Origin of the sequence: Solwaraspora sp. WMMA2056, assembly GCF_030345095.1 — a bacterium.
In the GTDB taxonomy this organism is placed as follows: Bacteria; Actinomycetota; Actinomycetes; order Mycobacteriales; family Micromonosporaceae; genus Micromonospora_E.
The window spans coordinates 5,025,283-5,044,517 of the sequence record NZ_CP128360.1 but is presented as its reverse complement, the minus strand read 5'-3'; the positions used below and the strand labels follow the sequence as shown (position 1 = coordinate 5,044,517).

At 71.9% G+C, this 19,235-nt stretch carries 14 protein-coding genes; 8 read left to right on the top strand and 6 right to left on the bottom strand.

Translation table 11 applies throughout. From position 1 onward, the window contains the following. Window positions 1–20 precede the first annotated feature (20 nt). From O7608_RS22725 to O7608_RS22710, 4 genes are all read left to right on the top strand, one after another. Window positions 21–2,300: an FAD-dependent monooxygenase gene (locus tag O7608_RS22725; RefSeq protein ID WP_289206527.1), complete on the top strand. Its 2,280-nt coding sequence runs from the start codon at window positions 21–23 to the stop codon at window positions 2,298–2,300. Next, a complete protein-coding gene (locus O7608_RS22720; protein ID WP_289206526.1) occupies window positions 2,297–2,659 on the top strand; it encodes a putative quinol monooxygenase in 363 nt (120 codons plus the stop codon). The genes O7608_RS22725 and O7608_RS22720 overlap by 4 nt, the downstream gene beginning before the upstream one ends. Next, entirely contained in the window at window positions 2,656–3,897 is a 1,242-nt protein-coding gene (locus O7608_RS22715) for a cytochrome P450 family protein (protein ID WP_289206525.1), read from the top strand. Before O7608_RS22720 ends, O7608_RS22715 begins: the two co-directional genes overlap by 4 nt. A 101-nt stretch (window positions 3,898–3,998) precedes the next feature. After that, window positions 3,999–4,676, top strand: coding sequence for a TcmI family type II polyketide cyclase (locus tag O7608_RS22710; RefSeq protein ID WP_289206524.1), 678 nt, complete (start codon window positions 3,999–4,001; stop codon window positions 4,674–4,676). Here the strand turns inward: O7608_RS22710 and O7608_RS22705 are convergent. The 4 genes from O7608_RS22705 to brig1 form a co-directional block, all read right to left on the bottom strand. Continuing rightward, the gene (locus tag O7608_RS22705) at window positions 4,652–5,638 is read right to left on the bottom strand and encodes a hypothetical protein (protein ID WP_289206523.1); all 987 of its coding nucleotides are present in this window, start codon (window positions 5,636–5,638) and stop codon (window positions 4,652–4,654) included. The genes O7608_RS22710 and O7608_RS22705 overlap by 25 nt on opposite strands. Before the next feature lie 22 nt (window positions 5,639–5,660). Beyond that, on the bottom strand, window positions 5,661–8,249 hold the full coding sequence (locus tag O7608_RS22700; protein ID WP_289206522.1) for a DUF6493 family protein: 2,589 nt from the start codon (window positions 8,247–8,249) through the stop codon (window positions 5,661–5,663). After that, window positions 8,246–9,580: an SWIM zinc finger family protein gene (locus O7608_RS22695; protein ID WP_289206521.1), complete on the bottom strand. Its 1,335-nt coding sequence runs from the start codon at window positions 9,578–9,580 to the stop codon at window positions 8,246–8,248. Before O7608_RS22695 ends, O7608_RS22700 begins: the two co-directional genes overlap by 4 nt. Window positions 9,581–9,641: 61 nt before the next feature. Further along, complete coding sequence (brig1, locus tag O7608_RS22690) at window positions 9,642–10,715, bottom strand: anti-phage DNA glycosylase Brig1 (protein ID WP_289206520.1); 1,074 nt, start codon at window positions 10,713–10,715, stop codon at window positions 9,642–9,644. Between the two features lie 121 nt (window positions 10,716–10,836). Between brig1 and O7608_RS22685 the strand changes: the two genes are divergently transcribed. Continuing rightward, on the top strand, window positions 10,837–11,952 hold the full coding sequence (locus O7608_RS22685) for an SGNH/GDSL hydrolase family protein (protein ID WP_289206519.1): 1,116 nt from the start codon (window positions 10,837–10,839) through the stop codon (window positions 11,950–11,952). Between the two features lie 36 nt (window positions 11,953–11,988). Here O7608_RS22685 and O7608_RS22680 read toward each other — a convergent pair whose 3' ends face one another. After that, a complete protein-coding gene (locus O7608_RS22680; RefSeq protein ID WP_289206518.1) occupies window positions 11,989–13,029 on the bottom strand; it encodes an SMP-30/gluconolactonase/LRE family protein in 1,041 nt (346 codons plus the stop codon). A 137-nt stretch (window positions 13,030–13,166) separates the two neighbouring features. Between O7608_RS22680 and dapF the strand changes: the two genes are divergently transcribed. The 3 genes from dapF (at window position 13,167) to O7608_RS22665 (ending at window position 17,063) form a co-directional block, all read left to right on the top strand. Continuing rightward, window positions 13,167–14,210, top strand: a complete 1,044-nt coding sequence (gene dapF, locus O7608_RS22675) for a diaminopimelate epimerase (protein WP_289206517.1) — start codon at window positions 13,167–13,169, stop codon at window positions 14,208–14,210. A gap of 309 nt (window positions 14,211–14,519) precedes the next feature. After that, complete coding sequence (locus O7608_RS22670; RefSeq protein ID WP_289206516.1) at window positions 14,520–16,406, top strand: S8 family serine peptidase; 1,887 nt, start codon at window positions 14,520–14,522, stop codon at window positions 16,404–16,406. A gap of 276 nt (window positions 16,407–16,682) precedes the next feature. Continuing rightward, window positions 16,683–17,063 carry a cellulose binding domain-containing protein gene (locus tag O7608_RS22665; protein ID WP_289206515.1) on the top strand — a complete coding sequence of 127 codons (381 nt, stop codon included), beginning with the start codon at window positions 16,683–16,685 and terminating at the stop codon, window positions 17,061–17,063. An 89-nt stretch (window positions 17,064–17,152) separates the two neighbouring features. Here O7608_RS22665 and O7608_RS22660 read toward each other — a convergent pair whose 3' ends face one another. Continuing rightward, window positions 17,153–18,979 carry a hypothetical protein gene (locus O7608_RS22660; protein ID WP_289206514.1) on the bottom strand — a complete coding sequence of 609 codons (1,827 nt, stop codon included), beginning with the start codon at window positions 18,977–18,979 and terminating at the stop codon, window positions 17,153–17,155. Window positions 18,980–19,235 lie beyond the last annotated feature (256 nt).

Below are 19,235 nucleotides of genomic sequence, written 5' to 3'. Positions count from 1 at the left end.
ACGCCGTTCAGGGGGACCACATGATCAGGACGATGCTCCGGGTCCGCGCCCGCAGCGGATTCGAGACGGTTGTGGAGTCAGCGTGGCAGGCCGTCGCCGACGGCATCGGCGCCGCGCCCGGCAACCGACTGCGCCAACTGCTCGTCGACGCCACCGATCCGCGTACCTTCGTCGTGGTCACCGAATGGGCCGACGACGACGCGTTGCGCGACCACCTCGACGGGCCTCTCGCCCGGCAGTGGGCCGACGCCGTGGTGGCCGCCTGTGAACCACCGGACGCCGGCAGCTACCGGGTGATGCGTGGCCGGGCCGGCGCCGACACCCGGATCTACGTCGACGTGGCGATCACCGTCCCGGCCGACCGGGTCGACGAGTTCCACCGTGGGCACGCCGAGGTCGTCAGCAGACTGTCTGGGGTGGACGGCTACCTGCGTGAGGAGCTGCTGCGCGAACCCGGCACCCCCGTGCACCACATCTTCGCCGAGTGGCGCAGCCAGGAACAGTTCCGCCGGTGGATCTCCGACCCCGACCACGAACGGGCCGAAGCCGGCCCGATCGCCGAGTTCCTCGTCGGGATCCGCCCCCGGATCTTCCACCCCGCCGACCCGCCGACCGACCCGCCAACGGTGTCGACCGATCCACCGGCGGCACCGGCCGACAGCACCGACGTGCTGATCGTCGGAGCCGGCCCGACCGGGCTCACCGCCGCGATCGAACTCGCCCGCCGAGGCATCGACTGCCGGGTGATAGACACGCTCACCAGCCCGCCCGCCCAGGCGGACAAGGCGATCGGCGTGCACTGCCGCACCATGGAGATCTGGGAGGACCAGGGCGTCGTCCGGGAGGCGATGAACGCCGGCAGCTGGCTGACCGGCCAGGCGGTCTTCGTCAACGGCCACCAGGTGTACCGGGGCAGCTGGGAGCTGCCGGACCTGCCGTACGCGCACCTGGGCCTGCCCCAGTACGAGACCGAACGGATCCTCACCGACCGGCTCGCCGCTCTCGGCGTACGGCCCCGGCGCGGCACCGCGCTCACCGGCTTCACCAGCGACGACGACGGCGTCACCGCCACCGTCGCGCACGCCGACGGCACGACCGGGACCATCCGGGCCCAGTACCTCGTCGGCGCCGACGGCGCGCACAGCACCGTCCGCCAGCTGCTCGGGCTGACCTTCACCGGCGGGCTGGGCCGGTTCCCGCAACTGTTCATGCTCGGTGACGTCGACCTCGACTGGGACATGCCGGCCGGGCACCTGCTGCGGTTCATCCACGAGACCGACGGCCAGCTGGACAACATGCTGGTCTGCGTACCGCTGCGGGGTGAGTCCCGGTACCGGATCGCGACGATGGCGCCGCCGCGCTACTTCGCCGCCACCCGGGGCGAGAACGCCCCGCCCGGGTTCAGCGCCGAACTCGACGAACCCACCCTCGCCGATGTCCAGACGGTCCTGGATCAGCTCGCTCCGGCCGGCACGACGGCGTCGAACCTGCGCTGGTCGTCGATCTTCCGGATCAGTCACGGCATCGTCGACCGCTACCGCGTCGGGCGGGTCTTCGTCGCCGGCGACGCCGCCCACCTGCACCCACCCGCCGGCGGCCAGGGCATGAACACCGGTATCCAGGACGCCTGGAACCTGGCCTGGAAACTGGCGTTGGCGGTGCGTGGCCTGGCCGCGCCCGGACTGCTCGACAGCTACCAGATCGAACGCCGACCGCAGGGCGAACAGGTCGTCGGCCGCGCGGTGCGGCTGGCGTTCACCGACGAACTGGAGCGCGAGGACCTCACCGGCCAGTTCCTGCAGGAGATGTCGATGCTGGTCAGCTACGCGGACAGTCCACTGGTCGGTGAGGCGGTGGCCGACCCGGACGCGCTGCGCGCCGGCCCGGCGGCCGGCGACCGCGCCCCCGACGTGTACGGGCTGCACCGCCCCGGGGTCGGGCATCCGCTGCGGCTGCGGGACCTGACCCGGGGCACCCGGCACACCCTGCTGCTCTACGCCGACAGCACCGACGAGACCTCCCTCGCCCTGGTCGACAAGATCGGCACCGACGTGCGGGACCAGGCGTACGGCGAGGTCGAGGTGTACCTGATCGTCGGCCCGGACGCGGCGACGCCGTCGCTGCCGCATCCGCCGGTGGTCCGCGACACCGACGGGGCGGTGCGCACCCGGTACGGCATCACCGGTGCCGCCGCGTACCTGATCCGACCGGACGGCCACGTCGGCTTCCGCAGCCAACCGATCGACGCCGAGGCGCTGCGTCACCACCTGCACCTGGTGTTCGGCGGCGGTCCACGGTGACCACGCCACCGCCGTCCGGCGCCGTCCGCGCGATCCTGGCGATGCGCACCCGACCCGGCTGTGAGCAGCGGTTCGAGGACGAATGGCGGGCGATCGCCGACCAGATCCGGACGCTCGCCGGCTGCCTGCGTCAGGACCTGCTCCGCGACGCCGACGACCCGCGCAGCTACCTGATCGTCACCGACTGGGCCGACCGGGGCCGGTTGGACGCCTTCGGTCGCAGCGCCCAGCGGGACCGGCTGCTGCGGGTGATCCGGGACCTGCGGGAGTCCGCGCAGCGACACACCTACCAGGTCCTGCACAGCGTGCCGAGTCAGGTGCTGCACAGCGTGCCGAGCGAGCCGGAGGAGACGCGATGACCGCCGATGCGCAACGACCGGTACCCGCCGGGGAGTTCTTCACCGACGAGTACGCCGCCGACCCGTACCCCACCTACGCCCGGATGCGCGAACAGAACCCGGTCCAGTTGGTCTCCTCACCCCGGTTCGACTCCTACCTGATCACCCGCTACGACGACGCCCGTGCCGCGCTGACCGACCACCGGCTGTCCAAGGATCTGTACGGCCCGGAAGGCCACTACCTGCGGTTCTTCGGGCCGAACTCGGACGGGTTGAACAAGAACATGCTCAACTCCGACCCGCCGGAGCACAGCCGGCTGCGGCGACTGGTGTCCCAGGCGTTCGCGCCCCGGCGCATCGAGGCGCTGCGGCCCCGGGTGACCCAGGTCGTCGACGACCTCATCGACAAGTTCGCGACCCGGGGCGAGGCGGACCTGATGCACGACTTCGCCGTACCGCTGCCGATGGTGGTGATCTGTGAACTGCTCGGCGTGCCCAGGGCCGACCACGAACAGGTGCTCGGCTGGACCCAGGTGATCCGTACCTCCGGATCGGCCAGCCGGCCCCCGGAGCAGGAACGGGCCGCCGTGCAGCAGGTGCAGTTGCTGCTGCACGACTACCTGACCGGGCTGGTCCGGGCCAAGCGGGTGGCACCGGCCGACGACATGGTCAGCGCCCTCATCGACGCCTGCGACCAGGGCGGGAAGCTCTCCGAGCGGGAGCTGGTCTCCACCGCGTTCCTGCTGCTGTTCGCCGGCCACCAGACCACCGCCGACTTCATCGGCAACGCCATGCTGGCGCTGCTGACCCACCCCGACCAGCTCGACCTGCTGCGGCAGCGGCCCGAGTTGCTGCCCGGCGCGGTCGAGGAACTGCTGCGCTTCGACGGCCCGCTGCCGATCGCCAGCCCCCGGGTGGCCACCGAGGACATCGAGTACGACGGCGTACGCATCCCGCGCGGTGCGGCGGTCGGCGTCGTACTCAACTCGGCCAACCACGACCCGGACCACTTCACCGACCCGCAGCGGCTCGACGTGACCAGCGAACGCGGCCCGCATCTGGGCTTCGGGCACGGTGTGCACTACTGCCTCGGGGTCTCACTGGCCCGCATCGAGGCAAGGATCGGCATCGGCACCCTGCTGCGCCGGCTGCCGGACCTGTGCCTGGCCGTACCGGTCGACCGGGTGCCCCGGCTGCCGGCGGCGTCACCGTTCCGTGGCCTGCTGGAGCTGCCGGTGCGGTTCACCGCCGCAGGCTGAGCCGCCACCTGACCGTCGGGCCTACCGGCCCGGCTGAGCCACCACCTGACCACCGGGCGTACCGACCCGGGCTGATCCGACCGTTCTGCGAGGAGTTTGTCATGGTCTTCCGAAACGTGATCGTCTGCCGCATGGTGCCGGGCAGCGAGGACAAGATCGCCAAGGTGTTCGGCCACTACGACAAGGCCACCCGGCCACAGGACTTCGGTGTGATCGGACGCATCCTGCTGTCCCACCACGACCTCTACATCCACATCGTGGAACGCAACGAGGACCCGGCGATCTCCGGCCAGAACCGGGGGCTGCCGGCGTTCAAGGAGATCGCCGAGGCGATCGGCCCGTACGTCACCCCGTACCCGCGCAACTGGCAGAACCCGTCGCACTCGGTCGCCAAGGAGTTCTACCGGTGGGCGCCAGCCGACGACGCCGGGGCGCAACCGGACCCGGGCGAGCGGCACCTGACCGTCATCGTCGGGCGGATCAAGCCCGGCGCCGAGGAGAACGTGGCCCAGATCTTCACCGAGTCCGACGCCGGCACGCTGCCGGTGGAGATGAGCGTGACGGCCCGGTGGCTCTACTCCATCGACGACGTCTACGTGCACCTGCTCGAACGCTCGGTCGCGCACACCGCCGACGACGCCCGAATCCACGACAAGCCGAAGTTCGGCAAGATCATGCAGGAGCTGAGCCCGTACATCAGCCCGTACAACCAGGACACCTGGCGCGGACCGGTCGACGCGGTGGCCACCGAGTACTACCGCTGGCGCGCCGAGGACTGACCCCGCCGGACCAGGGCCACCGCCACGGCCAGTACCAACCCTGGCAGGGCGCCGCCCACCGGCAGGACCCAGGCCGGGACGTGCAGCAGCGGGCCGAGCGGTCCGTCGACGGTCGGCGCCGCACCGACCTGGTAGACCTGCCCCGGCAGGCCCTGACACTCCACGGTGACGGACGTGGTGCTGGACACCTCGACGGTGCCCAGCACCACCGTCACGATGCTGTCGCTGTTGTCCGTGAACGGCACCGACGGCGCCCTCACCCGGATCCTGGCACCACCGGAGTCAGTGACCTGACAGTCCTCGGCGGACCATTCCTGACCGTGGTCGCGGAAGATGGCGCTGCGCCCGGTGGGCAGGACGACCGGCACCGGCTGCCCGACCGGCACCGTGACGAACCCCGCCGGCAGGAACCGTGCGGTGGCCAGCTCCGCACCGACGCGGACGAACTCGGGTACGGCGAGCAGACCGGCGACCGCCCCGGCGGCGGCGACCGCGTACCACCCCCGTCCCCGACCCCGCGTGTCGTCCCGCCGGAACAGCCCGATCCCGAACCCGACCGTGGCGGCACCGACCGCCAGCAGCGCACCGACCAGCCAGGCCCACGCCATCGCCGCCACCGGGTCTGTCCCGTCGACCCTGGCCGACTCCACGGGGATGACGTACCGGTAGGTGGCCTCGTCCGCCACCAGGTGCGCCACGGCAGCACCGGCGCCGGCGCCGGCGGCGATCGCCCACCGGCGGACGACGGCGACGCGTTCCAGCCCCGGCGACGAACGGACACCGACCAGGTACCCGACGCCCAGCCCGAGGCCGGCCGCGACGACCCTGGCCGCCGTCGCCAGCTCCGCCCGCTCCGGGCGGTAGCCCTCGTGCCCGACGGCGTCCAGCCAGATCAGCGGCAGCATCAGTCCCGCGACGACGGCGCAGCACCACACACCGCCGCCAAACAGCAGCCGCGTCACGCCGATCCGTCCCACTGCCGCGTCACGCCGACGCGTCCCGAAGCCGGCGGGCTTCGGTGACCAGCCGGCTAGACCCGCCCCGACCGGCGACGTCGGCGAGCCCCGGCACGTCGATGCGTACACCGGTGGTCGCCGCGTTCTGCGCGGCCAGCGCCAGCAGGTCCGGCAGGCCACGCGGCGCGGGTCGGCAGGTCAGCAACGCCGGCAGCGCGGCGGCCAGGATCCGCCAGACGGTCAGCGGCGCCCCGGCGGCGGTCGCGTCCCGCAGCGGCCCGACGACCCGGGACAGGGTGATCATCCCGTCGGCGGCCAGCGACCCCAGATGGGTGCCGACCGCCGTCGGGTCGAGCCCGCCGTCGGCGGCCAGCATCAGCAGCGCGTCGACGGTCGCCACCCGGTCGGCCTCGTGCCGGGCGGCCAGCCCGTACGCCACCGCGAGGTCCAGCGCCGGACCGGCGGCGCCGGTGCGTTCGGCGAGCATCGGCAGCAGCACGGCGCCGCCCGGCTCGTCGAGGTCCGCGCACCCGGCGACCAACGGCAGGGTGTACGCGGCGACCAGCCCCCGGTAGCCGGGCAGCTGCGCCGGCCAGAGCCGTTCGTCGAGCAGCAACCTGACGTCGACCGGTCGGGGCGTCACATCGAGCAGCCCGTACGGGTCGCCGGCCCCCGGCGGCGCGGCCACGTCGACGAGTCGGCGCCGCTGCGGCAGCCGGTCGTGCCGGTAGTCGTAGCCGCCGTGCCGGTCCCGCCGGGCCACCGTCACCACCCGGTGGTGCCCTCGGGGCAGGCCGCCGGCGCGCAGCCAGGCCGCCAACTCCTGCCCGGCCGGGGTGCCCAGCGCCGCCGCCTTCGCCGCCAACGGCTCGTCGACGGCGGCCGGCAGCCGCAGCAACGCCTGGGCCAGGTCCGCTGGCCACGGCGGCTGCCCGTCGAGCCGGGCAAGCCGGTCGAACAACGCCTCCGGCTCGATCGCCCCGGTGGCGAGCGTCGGGGTGGCCAGGGTCGGTCCGGCGGTCCGCTCCGTCGTCCCGTGCCCCGCGACGAACTGCCCGATCTCGGCCACCCGGGTCCGCAGCAGCCGGCGCAGGATTTCCCCCTGCGGGTCGGCCGGCCGCTGCCCACTGGTCGGCTCCCGGCCCCACGCCGCCGACAGCGACGCCCAGGCGCGGGCCGAGACCGTCTGGTCGGTGCCGGCGACGATCGGGTCGCTTGCCCCGGCGAGGACCCGCAGCACCACCGTGAGGCCGCCGAACCTGTTTTCCGGCAGCGACGGCCAGACCATCGCGTGCGCCCGGTTGAGCACCGGCGTCAGCGCGGCCGCCACGCCTGCCCGGTCGGTGCGGCCCAGCCGGACCACGCCGGCCAGGATCCGCTCCAGCTCCAGCGGCGCGGTCCACTCGGCGGCGAACATCGCGGCCACCTGCTCGGCCAACTCGTCCGGACCGGTGATCGGCGGTGGCACCGGCGGCGGCGCCCCCGCCGGGGGCAGGGTGTCACCGACGTGCCGCACCTCGGCAGGTGCGCTCACCTGGTGGCCGTGCCGGGCGGCGAGCGCGTTCGCCCGTTCGGCGATGTCGATCTCCGGGTGGTCGGCGGCGACCGCCAGCACCCGCGCGATCCGCGCCGCCTGGGCCCTGTCGCGGCGGGCTGTCTGGTCCAGCCAGGTCAGCTGGGCCCGTACCAGGGTCTTCTCCGGCCGGACCAGGACGGCGGGTGCGGTGTCGAGCAGCGCATCCAGGTCGATGTCCGGCACCGCGCGCAGGCTCCGTTGGGCCGCCGTGGCCGCCGTCGACGGCCCGTCGGCCAGCAACCGCAGGTACGCCGGCAGTCGGTCACGGACCTCGTCCACGGTCGGTGCCAGCGCCTCGTGCAGCGCGACGAAGACCCGCAGCGCGGCCGGCCGTTCGCCGCGCAGCAGTCGACCGAGCGTGCCGTCGAGCAGCATCGACCGGTCGAGCCGGCCGTCGGCGGCCAGCTGCGCCAACGCCGCCGGCAGCTTCAGCGGCGCGTCCGTACCGTCCTGATCGTCCTGCTGGAGCCGGGCCCAGGACCACTGGTCGCCGACACCGTCCACCTCGAACAGCCGCGGTGTCAGCGAATCCAGCCAGGGATCCCCGCGCAGCCGATCGACCAGCGCGGCCCGCCGTTCGTCCTCGGTGGGCCGACCGACGATCGCCGCCCAACCGAGGACGAACCGGTCCTCGGCCGGCGGCGGTGCCTGCTCGGCGTGCAGCAGGTCGGCCACGAACCGCCAGCTGTCCCCGGGCGTGGACCGGTCGACACGCGCGCAGAGCCGGTACGCCAGATCCGCCAGCCAGGTGACGCCCCGGCGGCGGGCCACCTCGATCACCGGGGTCGCGGGCACCTGCCGCAGCGAGACGTTGCGTCGGCCCAGCACCTCGGCGACCTGGGCGGCGCTCGGCAGGCAGCCGACCGCCGCTATGGCCAGCGCGGTGGCCTGCCAGCTGCTCCACCACTCGTCGCGGCGGCGACGAACGTGGGCCACCAGGTCGGTGCCGAGCCGGCGGCGCTGCGTCTCGTCGAGGCCGTCGACGGTGGCCGTGGCGGCGGCGATGTCGCCGGTGTGGAGAAAGTCGAGCGGGTCGGTCACGCCGTCGCCTCCACCGGTGCGGTGACCATCGTGGTCGCCAGGACATGTTTGCACGGCCCCCGGCCGCCCCGGTGCCGCGCCCACCAGACGCAGGTGCAGGTGTGGCCGCCCTCCGGCAGTCGCCGTACCCGGTACACCTCGTCGCCATGGTGGACGGTCGCGCCCGCGTCGTCGACGGTCACCGCGCCGGTCTCGACCAGCGCACGGGCACCGGCCAGCCGAGGGTTGTCCCGCTCGGTGCGGCCGGGGTCGTAGGGCAGCACCCGGTGGAAGTAGCCGGCCCGGGCGACGTCGTAGCCGACCCGTCCGGCGGTGCCGAGCAGAGTCAGCGCCGCGCGTACCCGTCGAGCGGTGATGCCGGCCGCGTCGGCCAACGCGTCGACGTCGACCGTCGGCTCCCAGTCGAGCAGCGCACCGACCAGCTCGGCGTCGTCGGTCACGTCGTCACTGGCGAGATCACGCAGCACGCCGCCCTCACCGGAGAAGCCCCGAGTCGGGTCCGGTGACAGGGCCAGCGACAGGCTCATCCCGCCCAGGTCCAACTCCCAGACGCTGGCCACCGGTGCGGCACCGGCCGCTACCGCCGGCCCGTACACCCGCAACGCGACGGCGTGCCGCAGCAGGCCGCGCAGCGCGACCAGCCGACCGGCGCCGGCCAGGCACCCGGCACCGGGCGCGGCGCGGGAGGTCAGCCGCAGTGACCGACCGGCCGGCACCGCCCACAGCACCGACCGGTCGGCGGCACCGGGCAGCCGCTGCAGGAACGTCGCGGCCTCGGCGACCGGGATCTCCGCCCGTAGGCCCATCGCCGCCGCGACCACCTGCACCTCGGCGAAGCCACGCAGCCAGCGGCGCGGCAGCGGCACCTTGCGCTCGACGACCTGTCCATCCATGGTCGACACCGTCACATCGTCCGGGCCGACCGACAGGTGCAGCGGGTCCAGCCCGCCGACCCGGGCCAGGGCCTCGCGCAACGGCGGGTTGACGTCGACGTTGGTGGTGCCGTGCGCGACGATGTCACCGTCCAGCCCGTCCGGGGTCACGTCGAGCCGGGCGTACACGCCGCAGCAGCCGGAGAAGGACTCGAACCGCAGCCGGTCCCGGCTGCCGGTGACCACCGGGTCGAGGCTGGCCGGGTCGACCGGCCGGTGGTAGCGGGTGCGGGCCACCTCGGCGACCGCCAGCAGCCCGGCGGCGGCAGCCGTCGGCGCGGTGAGGAACCCGGTGAAGAACCGGGGGTGGGCGGCCGGCCCGCCGCTGGTCTGCAGGGTCAGGTCCCGGTCGGCCAGGGCGGAGGGGCGAAGATACTGGTACGTCGCGGTGGCGCTCACGCCGGCGCACGTTACCCACGCCCACCGACATCCGCCGCCCACCAGCGAGTCGACGTGGCGGTCACGGCTCGGCAGGCTGGTCGGCGTACCGTGCCGCGTCTTGCATGACGGTGTTCCAGGTGGCCTCGTACGCGGCGTCGGCGACGGCCAACCAGAAGTCGTTGGGCAGTCGGTCGGGCACCGGGGCCCGCGACGGCAGATCGGCGGTGATCAGCCTGGCCAGGTCGTCAGCGGAGACTCGGTCGCGGGCCCAGGCAAGGGTCCGCAGGTCGGGGGACCAGCCGAGCGGCTCATCGTCGCCCCGGCGGGGCGACGGGGTGGGGTTCGCGGCGGTCGGGCCGGCGGGTGGGCGGAAGTCGTCGGACAACGCCCACCGGAGCAGTTCGGTCTCGGGGCTGCTCGGCGGGCCGGAGCTTCCCAGATGCCACTCGACGACGAGCCGTTGCCCGGACGGCAGTGCGAAGACCCGGACGGCGCGGCTGCCGACATTGGAGCCATAAGGGATGCCGCCAAGACCGAGCTTGACGATGGGGGGCAGGTCCAGGCTCTCGGCGACGCCGAGCCACGGCTTGCCGAAGGCGAAGACATGGTCCGTGGCCAGCTCACCGATCGGCTCGAACACGAACTGTCGGATGATGTCGGCCGGCGGCTTCATGCTGCCGGTCACCTTGGTCGAATGCCACGGGTAGCACTCGAACACCAGCAGGTTGCGCTCGGTGAGCGTCGGCTCGTGGAGCCAGCGGCGGGCGAAGGCGCGTCGGTCCCGCCAGTACTTGTTGTCCCCGAGCCGGGTCTGCCAGGGGTCCCGGAGGTAGGGGCCGCTCGCGGCCCAGGACCGGTAGGAGCCGTAGCGTCGAATCTCCTCGGCGAAGGTTCCGGTCCGGGACTGGAACTCCGGGAAGTACTTGCCGGGATTGAGGCCGAGGACGACGACGACCGGCTCGTCGGGGGCCAGGCCGGTGAGATCGCCGATGTACGGCTCGGGAAAGCCGTCGCGGGTCACCGCACCCAGGCCGGTGCCCTGAAACGACGCGTACCACTCGGGCAGCGGATCCGCCATGGGATCGCGGCCGTCGAGCCACTGCTGCACGTGCTGATCCCAGAATGCCGCCACCCGTTCCCGTGCCGTCGTCATGCGGGGCACCTTAAGGCATCCATCCTGGCCGCGTGCCCCTAAAATATCGACGTTTATGATACCGTGTCGGGGATTGGTCGACAGTGGTCGATCAATGGGGTCTGGTAGAGGGAGCTCAGTGGTGCGAAGGGTTCCGGTGGCCGCCGTGCTGGCGGCCGTACTGCTCGGGACGACCGTGCCGACCACGGCGGTCGCCGGTCCCGGCGGCCCCGACCACCGGCACGGTGGTCTGGACCGGGTGCACACAGCCGGTCGGGTCGTCGTCGACGGCACCACCGCGCGGTACAGCTGGCCCGGCGTCTACTTCGAGGGCCGGTTCCGGGGCACCGGCATCGGGATCGTCCTGGACGACCCGCACGCCGACTACGACGTCCAGATCGACGGCCGGACCGTCGCCACCCTGGTGACGCCGGGCGCGATCACGCACCGGGTCGACGGGCTACGGCCCGGTCGGCACACCGTACGGGTGGTCAAGCGCAGCGAGAGCCAGTGGGCGACCAGCGGGTTCGGCGGTTTCGTGCCGGGGCCCGGTGGTGCCGTCCTGCCCGCACCGGCGCCACGGCACCGCCAGATCGAGTTCATCGGCGACTCGCACACCGCCGGGTACGGCAACGAGTCGACCAGCCGGGACTGCACCGGCGACGAGGTGCACCGGACCACCAACGCCGACCGCAGCTTCGGCGCGATCACGGCCCGCCGGTACGGCGCCGACTACCAGATCAACGGGTACTCGGGCCTGGGCATGGCGCGCAACTACGGCGGCCACTCACCGGGAACCACCTACCGCACGTACTACGACCGGGCGCTGCTCGCCGTCGACGGCGACGTCTGGTCGCCGCCGCGCAGCTGGCGGCCGCAGGTCGTCGTGGTCGGCCTCGGCCTCAACGACTTCTCCACCGACATCGCCCCGGGCGAGTCCTGGACGCCGGAGACGCTCAGCGCCGCCTACCGCGACGCGTACCACGGCTTCCTCGACCAGTTGCGCGCCCGGTACGGCAACCGGACCCAGGTCGTGGTCACCGCAAACGAGATGTGGAACACCACCGCGTTCCGGGACGCAGTCACCCAGGTCGTCGCCGAGCGCACCGACCGGGGCGACGACCGGGTCCGGATGTGGTACGTCGAGAGCGCCGGCCTGGACTCCCTCGGCTGCCACTGGCATCCGTCGGTCGCCGACCATCAGGTGCTCGCCGACCGGCTGAGTGCCGTACTGGACGAGCTGCCGCTGCGCTGGTGACCCGACCTGCGGCGGTCACGTGTGTGGTGGCTGCTGTCAGGGTCGCGGCACCGCCACCACCTCGTACGTCGTCTCCGGGGTGACCTCGACGCCGAACCGGGCGTTCGGCAGGTAGAGCAGGTCGCCGGCGGCGGCGACGGTGGTCGGCACGTCGAACCGCTCGTCGGTGATCCGCCCGACGATGTCGCCCTGGCTGCCGGCGGCGTTGATCTGCAGCTCGACGAGGGTGTTCGCCCGGTTCTGCACGACGAACAGGGTCTGGTCGACCACCAGGAGCCCGTCGCCGCCGACCAGGAGCCCGTCGCCGTTGACGTCGACGACGCCGGTGCGGCCGGTGACCCCGGTCGCCGGGTCCACGGTGAACAGCAGTCCGGTGTTGGACTGCACGATGATCAGGTTTGTGCCACTGGGGCTGGCGGTGACGCCGTTCGCGTTGATGCCCTCGTCGTAGACGATGTCGCCGGTGAGCGGGATCCGGCGTACCTGCGCGGCGTCGGGCAGCGCCCCGGTGGCGTCGGTCGGCAGGTGGTAGACGACCGGGTTGGTGGAGTCGGTGAAGAAGGCGCCGGCGTCGGTGACGGTGACGTCGTTGACGAAGCTCTCCGGCACGGTCGCGAGGTCGTAGCGGGCGAGCAGGTCGCCGGTGTCGGCGTCGATCACCCGGGCGTCGCCGGCCGGGCCGCCGGCGACGAAGAGCCGGCCCTGTGCGTCGAGGGCCAGGCCGACCGACGGAGTGCCGGGTGCGTCGCCGATCAGCTCACCGACGCCGGTCGTCAGGTCCGCGCGGAAGATCGCGCCGTCGGCGAGGGATCCGACGTACGCGGTGTGCCGCTCGGCGTCGATCGCGATGCCTTCGGGGGCGAACCCGTCGGGCAGCCGTACCGTGTCGACCAGTTCGACGCTGCCGCCGCCGGCACCGACCGGGTCGCCGCCGGCACCGACCGGGTCGCCGCCGGTGCCGGCCGGGTCGGTGCCGTGCTGGCCGGCGGCGGCCAGGCCGGTGGCGAGCGCGAGCGCGCCGGCCAGGGCCGCCGCCGACACCGTCACGCCGATCGCGGTACGCCTGCGGTTCACCATCGGTGATGCCTCCTGTGTTCCGGTCGACCACCTGGACCGGTCGACGCCCTACCGGAAGGCACGGCGCGAACTGGTGTGACGTTCACCGGGTCGGACACCGGACGGCGGGCGGTACGGTCGCCGTACACTGGTCGCCGGTGTCGGACGGTAGCGGCGGCGGGTCGCGGGCGGGGGAGCGGGTACGGATGAGGTCACACCTGCCGGTCCTCAAGGCGCACGGTTCGCAGAACGACATCCTCGTCATCGAGGGCCGGCCGGGTGACTACGCCGCCGACGCGGACGTGCCGCACCTGGTACGCCAGTTGTGTGACCGGTCCGGTCCGCTCGGCGGCGGCGACGGCGTCTACTTCGTCGATCTGGCACCGGCGGTGCCGCAGGCGGCGTTCTTCAACCCGGACGGGTCGTTCGCGAAGCTGTGCGGCAACGGCATGCGCTGCGTCGGCCGGCTGGTGCTGGACACCCGGGAGGCCGATCGGGCGGTGGTGCGGGCCGGCGGCAGCGATTTCGTGGTGCTGCGGGCGGAATCCACCCCGGAAGGGGTCCGGCAGACGGCCGTCGAGATGCCGAAGGTGGACTTCGACCCGGCCGAGCCGGTGCTCGCCCTGGCGCAGCCGCACGTCGACACGCCGGTGCCGGCGTTGCACCCGACGCTGGGGTTGACCGCGCTCGCCGTACCGAACGACCATCTGGTCGCGGTGGTGGAGAAGTTCGACGAGGCCGAGCTGGTCGCGACCGGGCTGCGGATCGTCGCCGCCACGGACGTGGTGCCACGGGGGGCGAACCTGTCGTTCGTGTTCGCGCTCGACGACGACGAGATCTACGTGCAGACGTACGAGCGGGGGGCCGGGCTGACCCCGTCGTGCGGTTCGGGGGTGGTCGCCTCGCGGGCGGTCTGGTCCCGGCTGGGGCACGCCGACGCGGGGGAGCGGATCACCGTCCGTAATCCGGGTGGGGTCGCCACGGCCTGGTTGACCGGTGACGGATCCGCCTGGCAGGCCACCCTGCAGGGCAACGCGTCGTACGTCTACCGCGCCGACGTCGACCTCGCGGCGGTCGTTTCCGGCGTGGTCGGTCGTGTCGAGCGCGACACGTTCGTCGACGAAGTCGAGGCATTCGCCCAGTTGCGACGGAACAACCACAGTGTGCTGCACGCCGCCGGCGTGTATCCGTCGGTCGGCTGAACCGGGCCGAACCGGAGCTGAATCCGGGCTGAATCCGGGCTGAATCCCATTTTTGCCCGCCGTCCGATGGTCCGTCGCCAGAGTTCGGCCATCAATCAGATGAATTTGTATCGTCGAAGCCAAATGTTTCGATGGTCGGTGGTGTCGTCGGTGTGTGGCGGCCGAACGGGTCAGGATACGGGAACATGAGACTGAATCACATATCTCTACATCGATCTGATTTCGGCCTAGCATCTGTGTCAGTCAGATTCACGGTCATCGGTCGACCTGTCACAATCGGGTCGGCCGGGTATCGAAAGGAGGCGGGAGATGACCTTCTCCCGGCCGTCCCGGCGCCACTGGCGCCTCGCCCTCACCGCCACCGCGGTCGCCGCAGCCACGGTCGCCTTCGCCGCGCCGGCCAACGCCGCGCCGGCCAACGCCGCGCCGGCGGAGGGCCCTGTCCTGTACGCCGGTGAGTCCACCACCGTCGCCGACTCCTACATCGTGGTGTTCAAGGACGAGCGGGTGTCCCGCACCGGGGTGCCGGCGGCGGCCCGCGCCGTCGCCGCCCGCCACGACGCCGCGGTGGTGCGCACCTACACCGACGCGCTGCGCGGCTTCGAAGCGAGGATGAGCGAGAAGGCGGCCAAGCGGCTCGCCGCCAGCCCGGCCGTCGAGTACGTCCAGCAGAACCGTACCGTCTCCCTCGCGGCCACCCAGACGCCCACCCCGTCCTGGGGGCTCGACCGGATCGACCAGTCGGCACTGCCCCTGAACAACAGCTACACCTACCCGAACTCCGGGTCAGGTGTCACCGCGTACATCATCGACACCGGCATCCGCTTCTCGCACAGCGACTTCGGCGGGCGGGCGGTCACCGGGTTCGACGCGGTCGACGGCGGTAGCGCCGACGACGGCAACGGTCACGGTACGCACGTCGCCGGCACCGTCGGCGGCACCGCGTACGGCGTCGCCAAGGACGTCACGCTGGTCGGCGTACGGGTGCTCAACAACAGCGGCAGCGGCACCTACGCGGGGGTCATCGCCGGTATCGACTGGGTGACCACCGACCACGCGCCGGGCGAGTCGGCGGTGGCCAACATGAGCCTCGGCGGCGGCTTCGACCAGGCGGTCAACGACGCCGTGACGCGGTCCATCGCCGACGGTGTCGTCTACTCACTGGCCGCCGGCAACAGCAACGCCAACGCCTGCAACTACTCGCCGGCCAGCACCCCGGCCGCGATCACCGTCGGCGCCACCACCAGCACCGACGCACGGGCCAGCTACTCCAACTACGGCACCTGTGTCGACATCTTCGCCCCGGGCAGCGCCATCACCTCGGCCTGGCACACCGGCGACACCGCCACCAACACCATCAACGGGACCTCGATGGCCGCACCGCACGTCGCCGGTGCCGCCGCGCTGGCGCTGGCGGCCAACCCCGGCTACACCCCGGCGCAGATCGGCAACCTGCTGATCGCCGACGCGATCGACGGCGTCGTCACCAACCCGGGCACCGGCTCGCCGAACAAGCTGCTGTACGTCGGCAACATCGTCCCGCCCACCCAGGACTTCACCGTCGAGGTGGCTCCGGCCGGCGCGACGGTCGACCCGGGCGACCCGGCGAGCGCCACCGTCAGCACCACCACCGCCGTCGGTGACCCGCACACCGTCACCTTCAGCGTCACCGGAGCGCCGGCCGGCGTCACCGCCACGTTCAGCCCGGCATCGGTCACCTCCGGCGGGGCGACGACCCTCACCCTTGCCACCGCCGCGTCGACCGAACCCGGCACCTACCGGCTGACCATCGTCGGCACCGGCCCGGAGACGTCGCAGTCGGCGCCGTTCACGCTCACCGTCAACGGTCCGCCCGGCTGCTCGCAGACCAACTCCACCGACTTCCCGATCAGCGACAACAGCACGACCGAGAGTCCGATCGTCATCAACGGCTGTGCCGGCAACGCCCGGGCCGCCAGCACCATCGAGGTGAACATCTACCACACCTGGATCGGTGACCTGACGGTCTCGCTGATCGCTCCGGACGGCAGCGCCTACGTGCTGCACAGCCGGACCGGCAGCAGCACCGACAACATCTTCCAGACCTACACCCGGGACCTGTCCAGCGAGGTCGCCGACGGCACCTGGAAGCTGCGGGTGCAGGACTCGGCCAGCCTGGACACCGGCTACCTGGACAGCTGGACGCTGAACCTGTAGTCGGGCGCCGAACACACCGCCCGGAGCTCCGGCGTACCGCCGGGCTCCGGGCGTTTCGCGTAGCCGGACGCATAACCGATTTGTTCTGCGATTCGCGCATGTGACTGCCATCGCATGTCGGGCATGGGTGATCAGTCGGCATACTTTGGCTGATATGCCGAATGCATGCCGGACTGATTCGCCACGGCATTTGAGCATTCGACTATGGCGAACAAAATGACATCCATGAGTGGTGATCGATTGTCGTATGGTGGGTCACCTCGGACAATCAAGTGGATGGTGGTGATCCCCGTGCGGAAGCTCATCGGCGTGCTCGTGGCTCTGGCGGTGGGCGTGGCGGCGACCCTGGCCCTCACCTCACCGGCGCAGGCGACGACGGCGACGTTCACCCAGACCAGCGCCTGGTCCACCGGGTACGTGGGCGAGGTGGTCGTCACGAACGACTTCACCGTGCCCATCACCGGCTGGGAGGTGGCGTTCACCCTGCCGGCCGGCTCGTCGGTGTCCAGTGCGTGGAGCACCCAGGTCGCGACGACCACGCCGCACTACACAATGATCAATACGAGCTGGAACGGCTCACTCGCACCGGGCCAGTCGGTCACCATCGGGTTCGTGGTGACCGGCACCGGCCTCCCGACGATCCTGTGGCCGCTCTGACATCCGCACGCCGCGCCGGTGACGGCGGGTGTGCCCGGGGCCGTTCCTGCCCGGGGCACACCCGCCGTCACCGCGACGCAATGCCGGGGTCAGCCGCCGGCGGGCGTCAACTTGATGAGCTCCCAGCCGCCTTCCGGCACCTCATCGGTCGGGTCGGTTCGCAGATTCATCGGATTGCCCATGCCGAGATAGAGCGTCGACCCATCGGCGACCATCGTGCGGAAACCGTAGTTGAGGTAGTTGCCCAGCCCCTGGGTGTCGACCGGGGTGGCGGGCTTGTTGTTCGACTCGAACATCCACAGGTCGCCGCCGTAGAGCGCCGGGTCGATGGTGATCGGGTTCAACTCGTCGCTGAGCCCATTGGCCGCCCCCCGGAAGCCCGTCTCGGCCGCCGCCTGCGGCAGCAGGTCCTTGGCGAGGTAGCTCCAGTCCATCGTGCCGACGAACAGCCGCCCGTTCGAGACCGCCATCGTCCAGGTGTAGTTGGTGTAGATGTTGCCGAATCCCATCCGTCCGTACTTCGGGCGGTAGCCGGTGAGGGCCCACCGCCAGGCACCGACGCCGTAGTCCGCGGCAGGGTCGTACACCGGCAGGACCGCCTGGCCGTAGAGCAGCTCGGTGCTCTCCTGCGCGGTGCCGAACGACCGTCCCCGGAAGATGCTCACCGCCCGCTGCGAACGCTCCAGCGTCGCGCGGGCCGCAGGCTCGTCCGCCGGCGGGTACGCCTCGGCGACCATCGCCGTGGACTTCATCGGCACGTGCATGGTGCCCCAGTAGAGGTGCCCACGGTACGAGGCCAGCGCGCCGAGGCCGTACGAGCCGGCGATGACCGGGTCGGGCTCGTAGGACGCCGCACTCCACACCTGGGTCCACCCCTCGGCGTCGTCCGGGGTGAGCCCCGGCTCGCCGTCGAGCAGCCGAGGGCTCATCCACACCCCGGCGATGCCGGGATCGGCCTGGGCGGTCGGGACGACGCCGACGCGGACCGGCTCCGCGTCGGGGCCCGGGCGTGCCCCCGCCGAGGACGACCCTCCCGCCGCCGACCAGGTGCTGACGAAGACCCGACCGTCGTGCACCTCCAGGTCGGCCACCTGCGCCGGCAGCTTGCCTACCTCGACGAAGTTGAACGGGTCGTCCCGGTCGCCGGCCCAGCGCAGGATGTAGCCGCCGTCGCGGCCGTTCGGGCCGACGCCGACCCCGGCGTACAGCACGTTGTGGGCGACCACGAAGTGGCGGATGTTGCCGTACTTGGCGAAGTTGGCCGACCCCAGGTACTCGCCGGTGGCCGTGTCGAACGCGAACATGTTGACGGTCGCGCCGAGCGCCGGCCCGGCCAGCAGGACGACGCCGTCGTGCGTGCCGCCGGCCCGCAGCCCCAGCGTCCGGCGCAGCCGCGACAGGTCGTCGGCGGACGCGCCGGTGATCTCCGCGGTCTTCTCCGTCAACGTTGCCGAGGCCAGGTCGTAGACGTACGCCCGGGGCTGGCGGTGGTCGCCGACGCTGACCGGCATCGTCGGGTTCTGCTTGACCACCTGGCTCTCGGCGAACTCGCACACGTAGTCGTCGGTGATCCGTGGGTTCGGCAGGGCCAGCGTTGCCCCGGTCACTATGCAGTGGACGTTCGCCCCGGTGCCGAACCAGAGACGGTCGTCGGCCTTCGCGAGCGACCACACGTACGCCTGGTTGACCTTGGCCTGGCCCTGCGCACACGGCGGCCCGGCGGGGTAGGGCAGCCCGATGCCGACGAAGCACTCCTCAGGGGTGGCCTTGGCGAGCAGTTCGTGCGCGAACGCCGGTGATCCGGCAGACACCGCCTGCTGGCCGACCGCCGGTGCCGGGGCCACGACGAGGGCCGGTAGGACGAACAGTGCGATGGCGGAAATCAGTCGCCGTCGGGATATCAGGGGCCAGCGCATCAATTCCCTTTCTTTCGGCACGATCCACACCCGCCGCCGGGGGACCGCATTCCGTGGCAGAACGGGCAGTACGGAACACAGCATCGAAACCCTGGTCACGGGCGCGGACGGTGGCAATGTCGGCTTCGTGAGGTGAGCTGAGTGTCCACCCAGTCAGGACAGTAGACAACGGTGATTGCCGTCTGATTTCCGACGTCCACATCAGATGTGGGCAGCTACCGGAGTGGCCGTCACTGATCGTCGTGACACCAATTGC

Excerpts from the sequence above, each read along its gene's own strand:
- O7608_RS22680 (WP_289206518.1), bottom strand. The coding sequence starts at position 13,029 with ATGGTGAACCGCAGGCGTACCGCGATCGGCGTGACGGTGTCGGCGGCG.
- O7608_RS22725 (WP_289206527.1), top strand. The coding sequence starts at position 21 with ATGATCAGGACGATGCTCCGGGTCCGCGCCCGCAGCGGATTCGAGACG.
- O7608_RS22710 (WP_289206524.1), top strand. The coding sequence starts at position 3,999 with ATGGTCTTCCGAAACGTGATCGTCTGCCGCATGGTGCCGGGCAGCGAG.
- brig1 (WP_289206520.1), bottom strand. The coding sequence starts at position 10,715 with ATGACGACGGCACGGGAACGGGTGGCGGCATTCTGGGATCAGCACGTG.
- O7608_RS22715 (WP_289206525.1), top strand. The coding sequence starts at position 2,656 with ATGACCGCCGATGCGCAACGACCGGTACCCGCCGGGGAGTTCTTCACC.
- O7608_RS22665 (WP_289206515.1), top strand. The coding sequence starts at position 16,683 with ATGGTGGTGATCCCCGTGCGGAAGCTCATCGGCGTGCTCGTGGCTCTG.
- O7608_RS22670 (WP_289206516.1), top strand. The coding sequence starts at position 14,520 with ATGACCTTCTCCCGGCCGTCCCGGCGCCACTGGCGCCTCGCCCTCACC.
- O7608_RS22660 (WP_289206514.1), bottom strand. The coding sequence starts at position 18,979 with ATGCGCTGGCCCCTGATATCCCGACGGCGACTGATTTCCGCCATCGCA.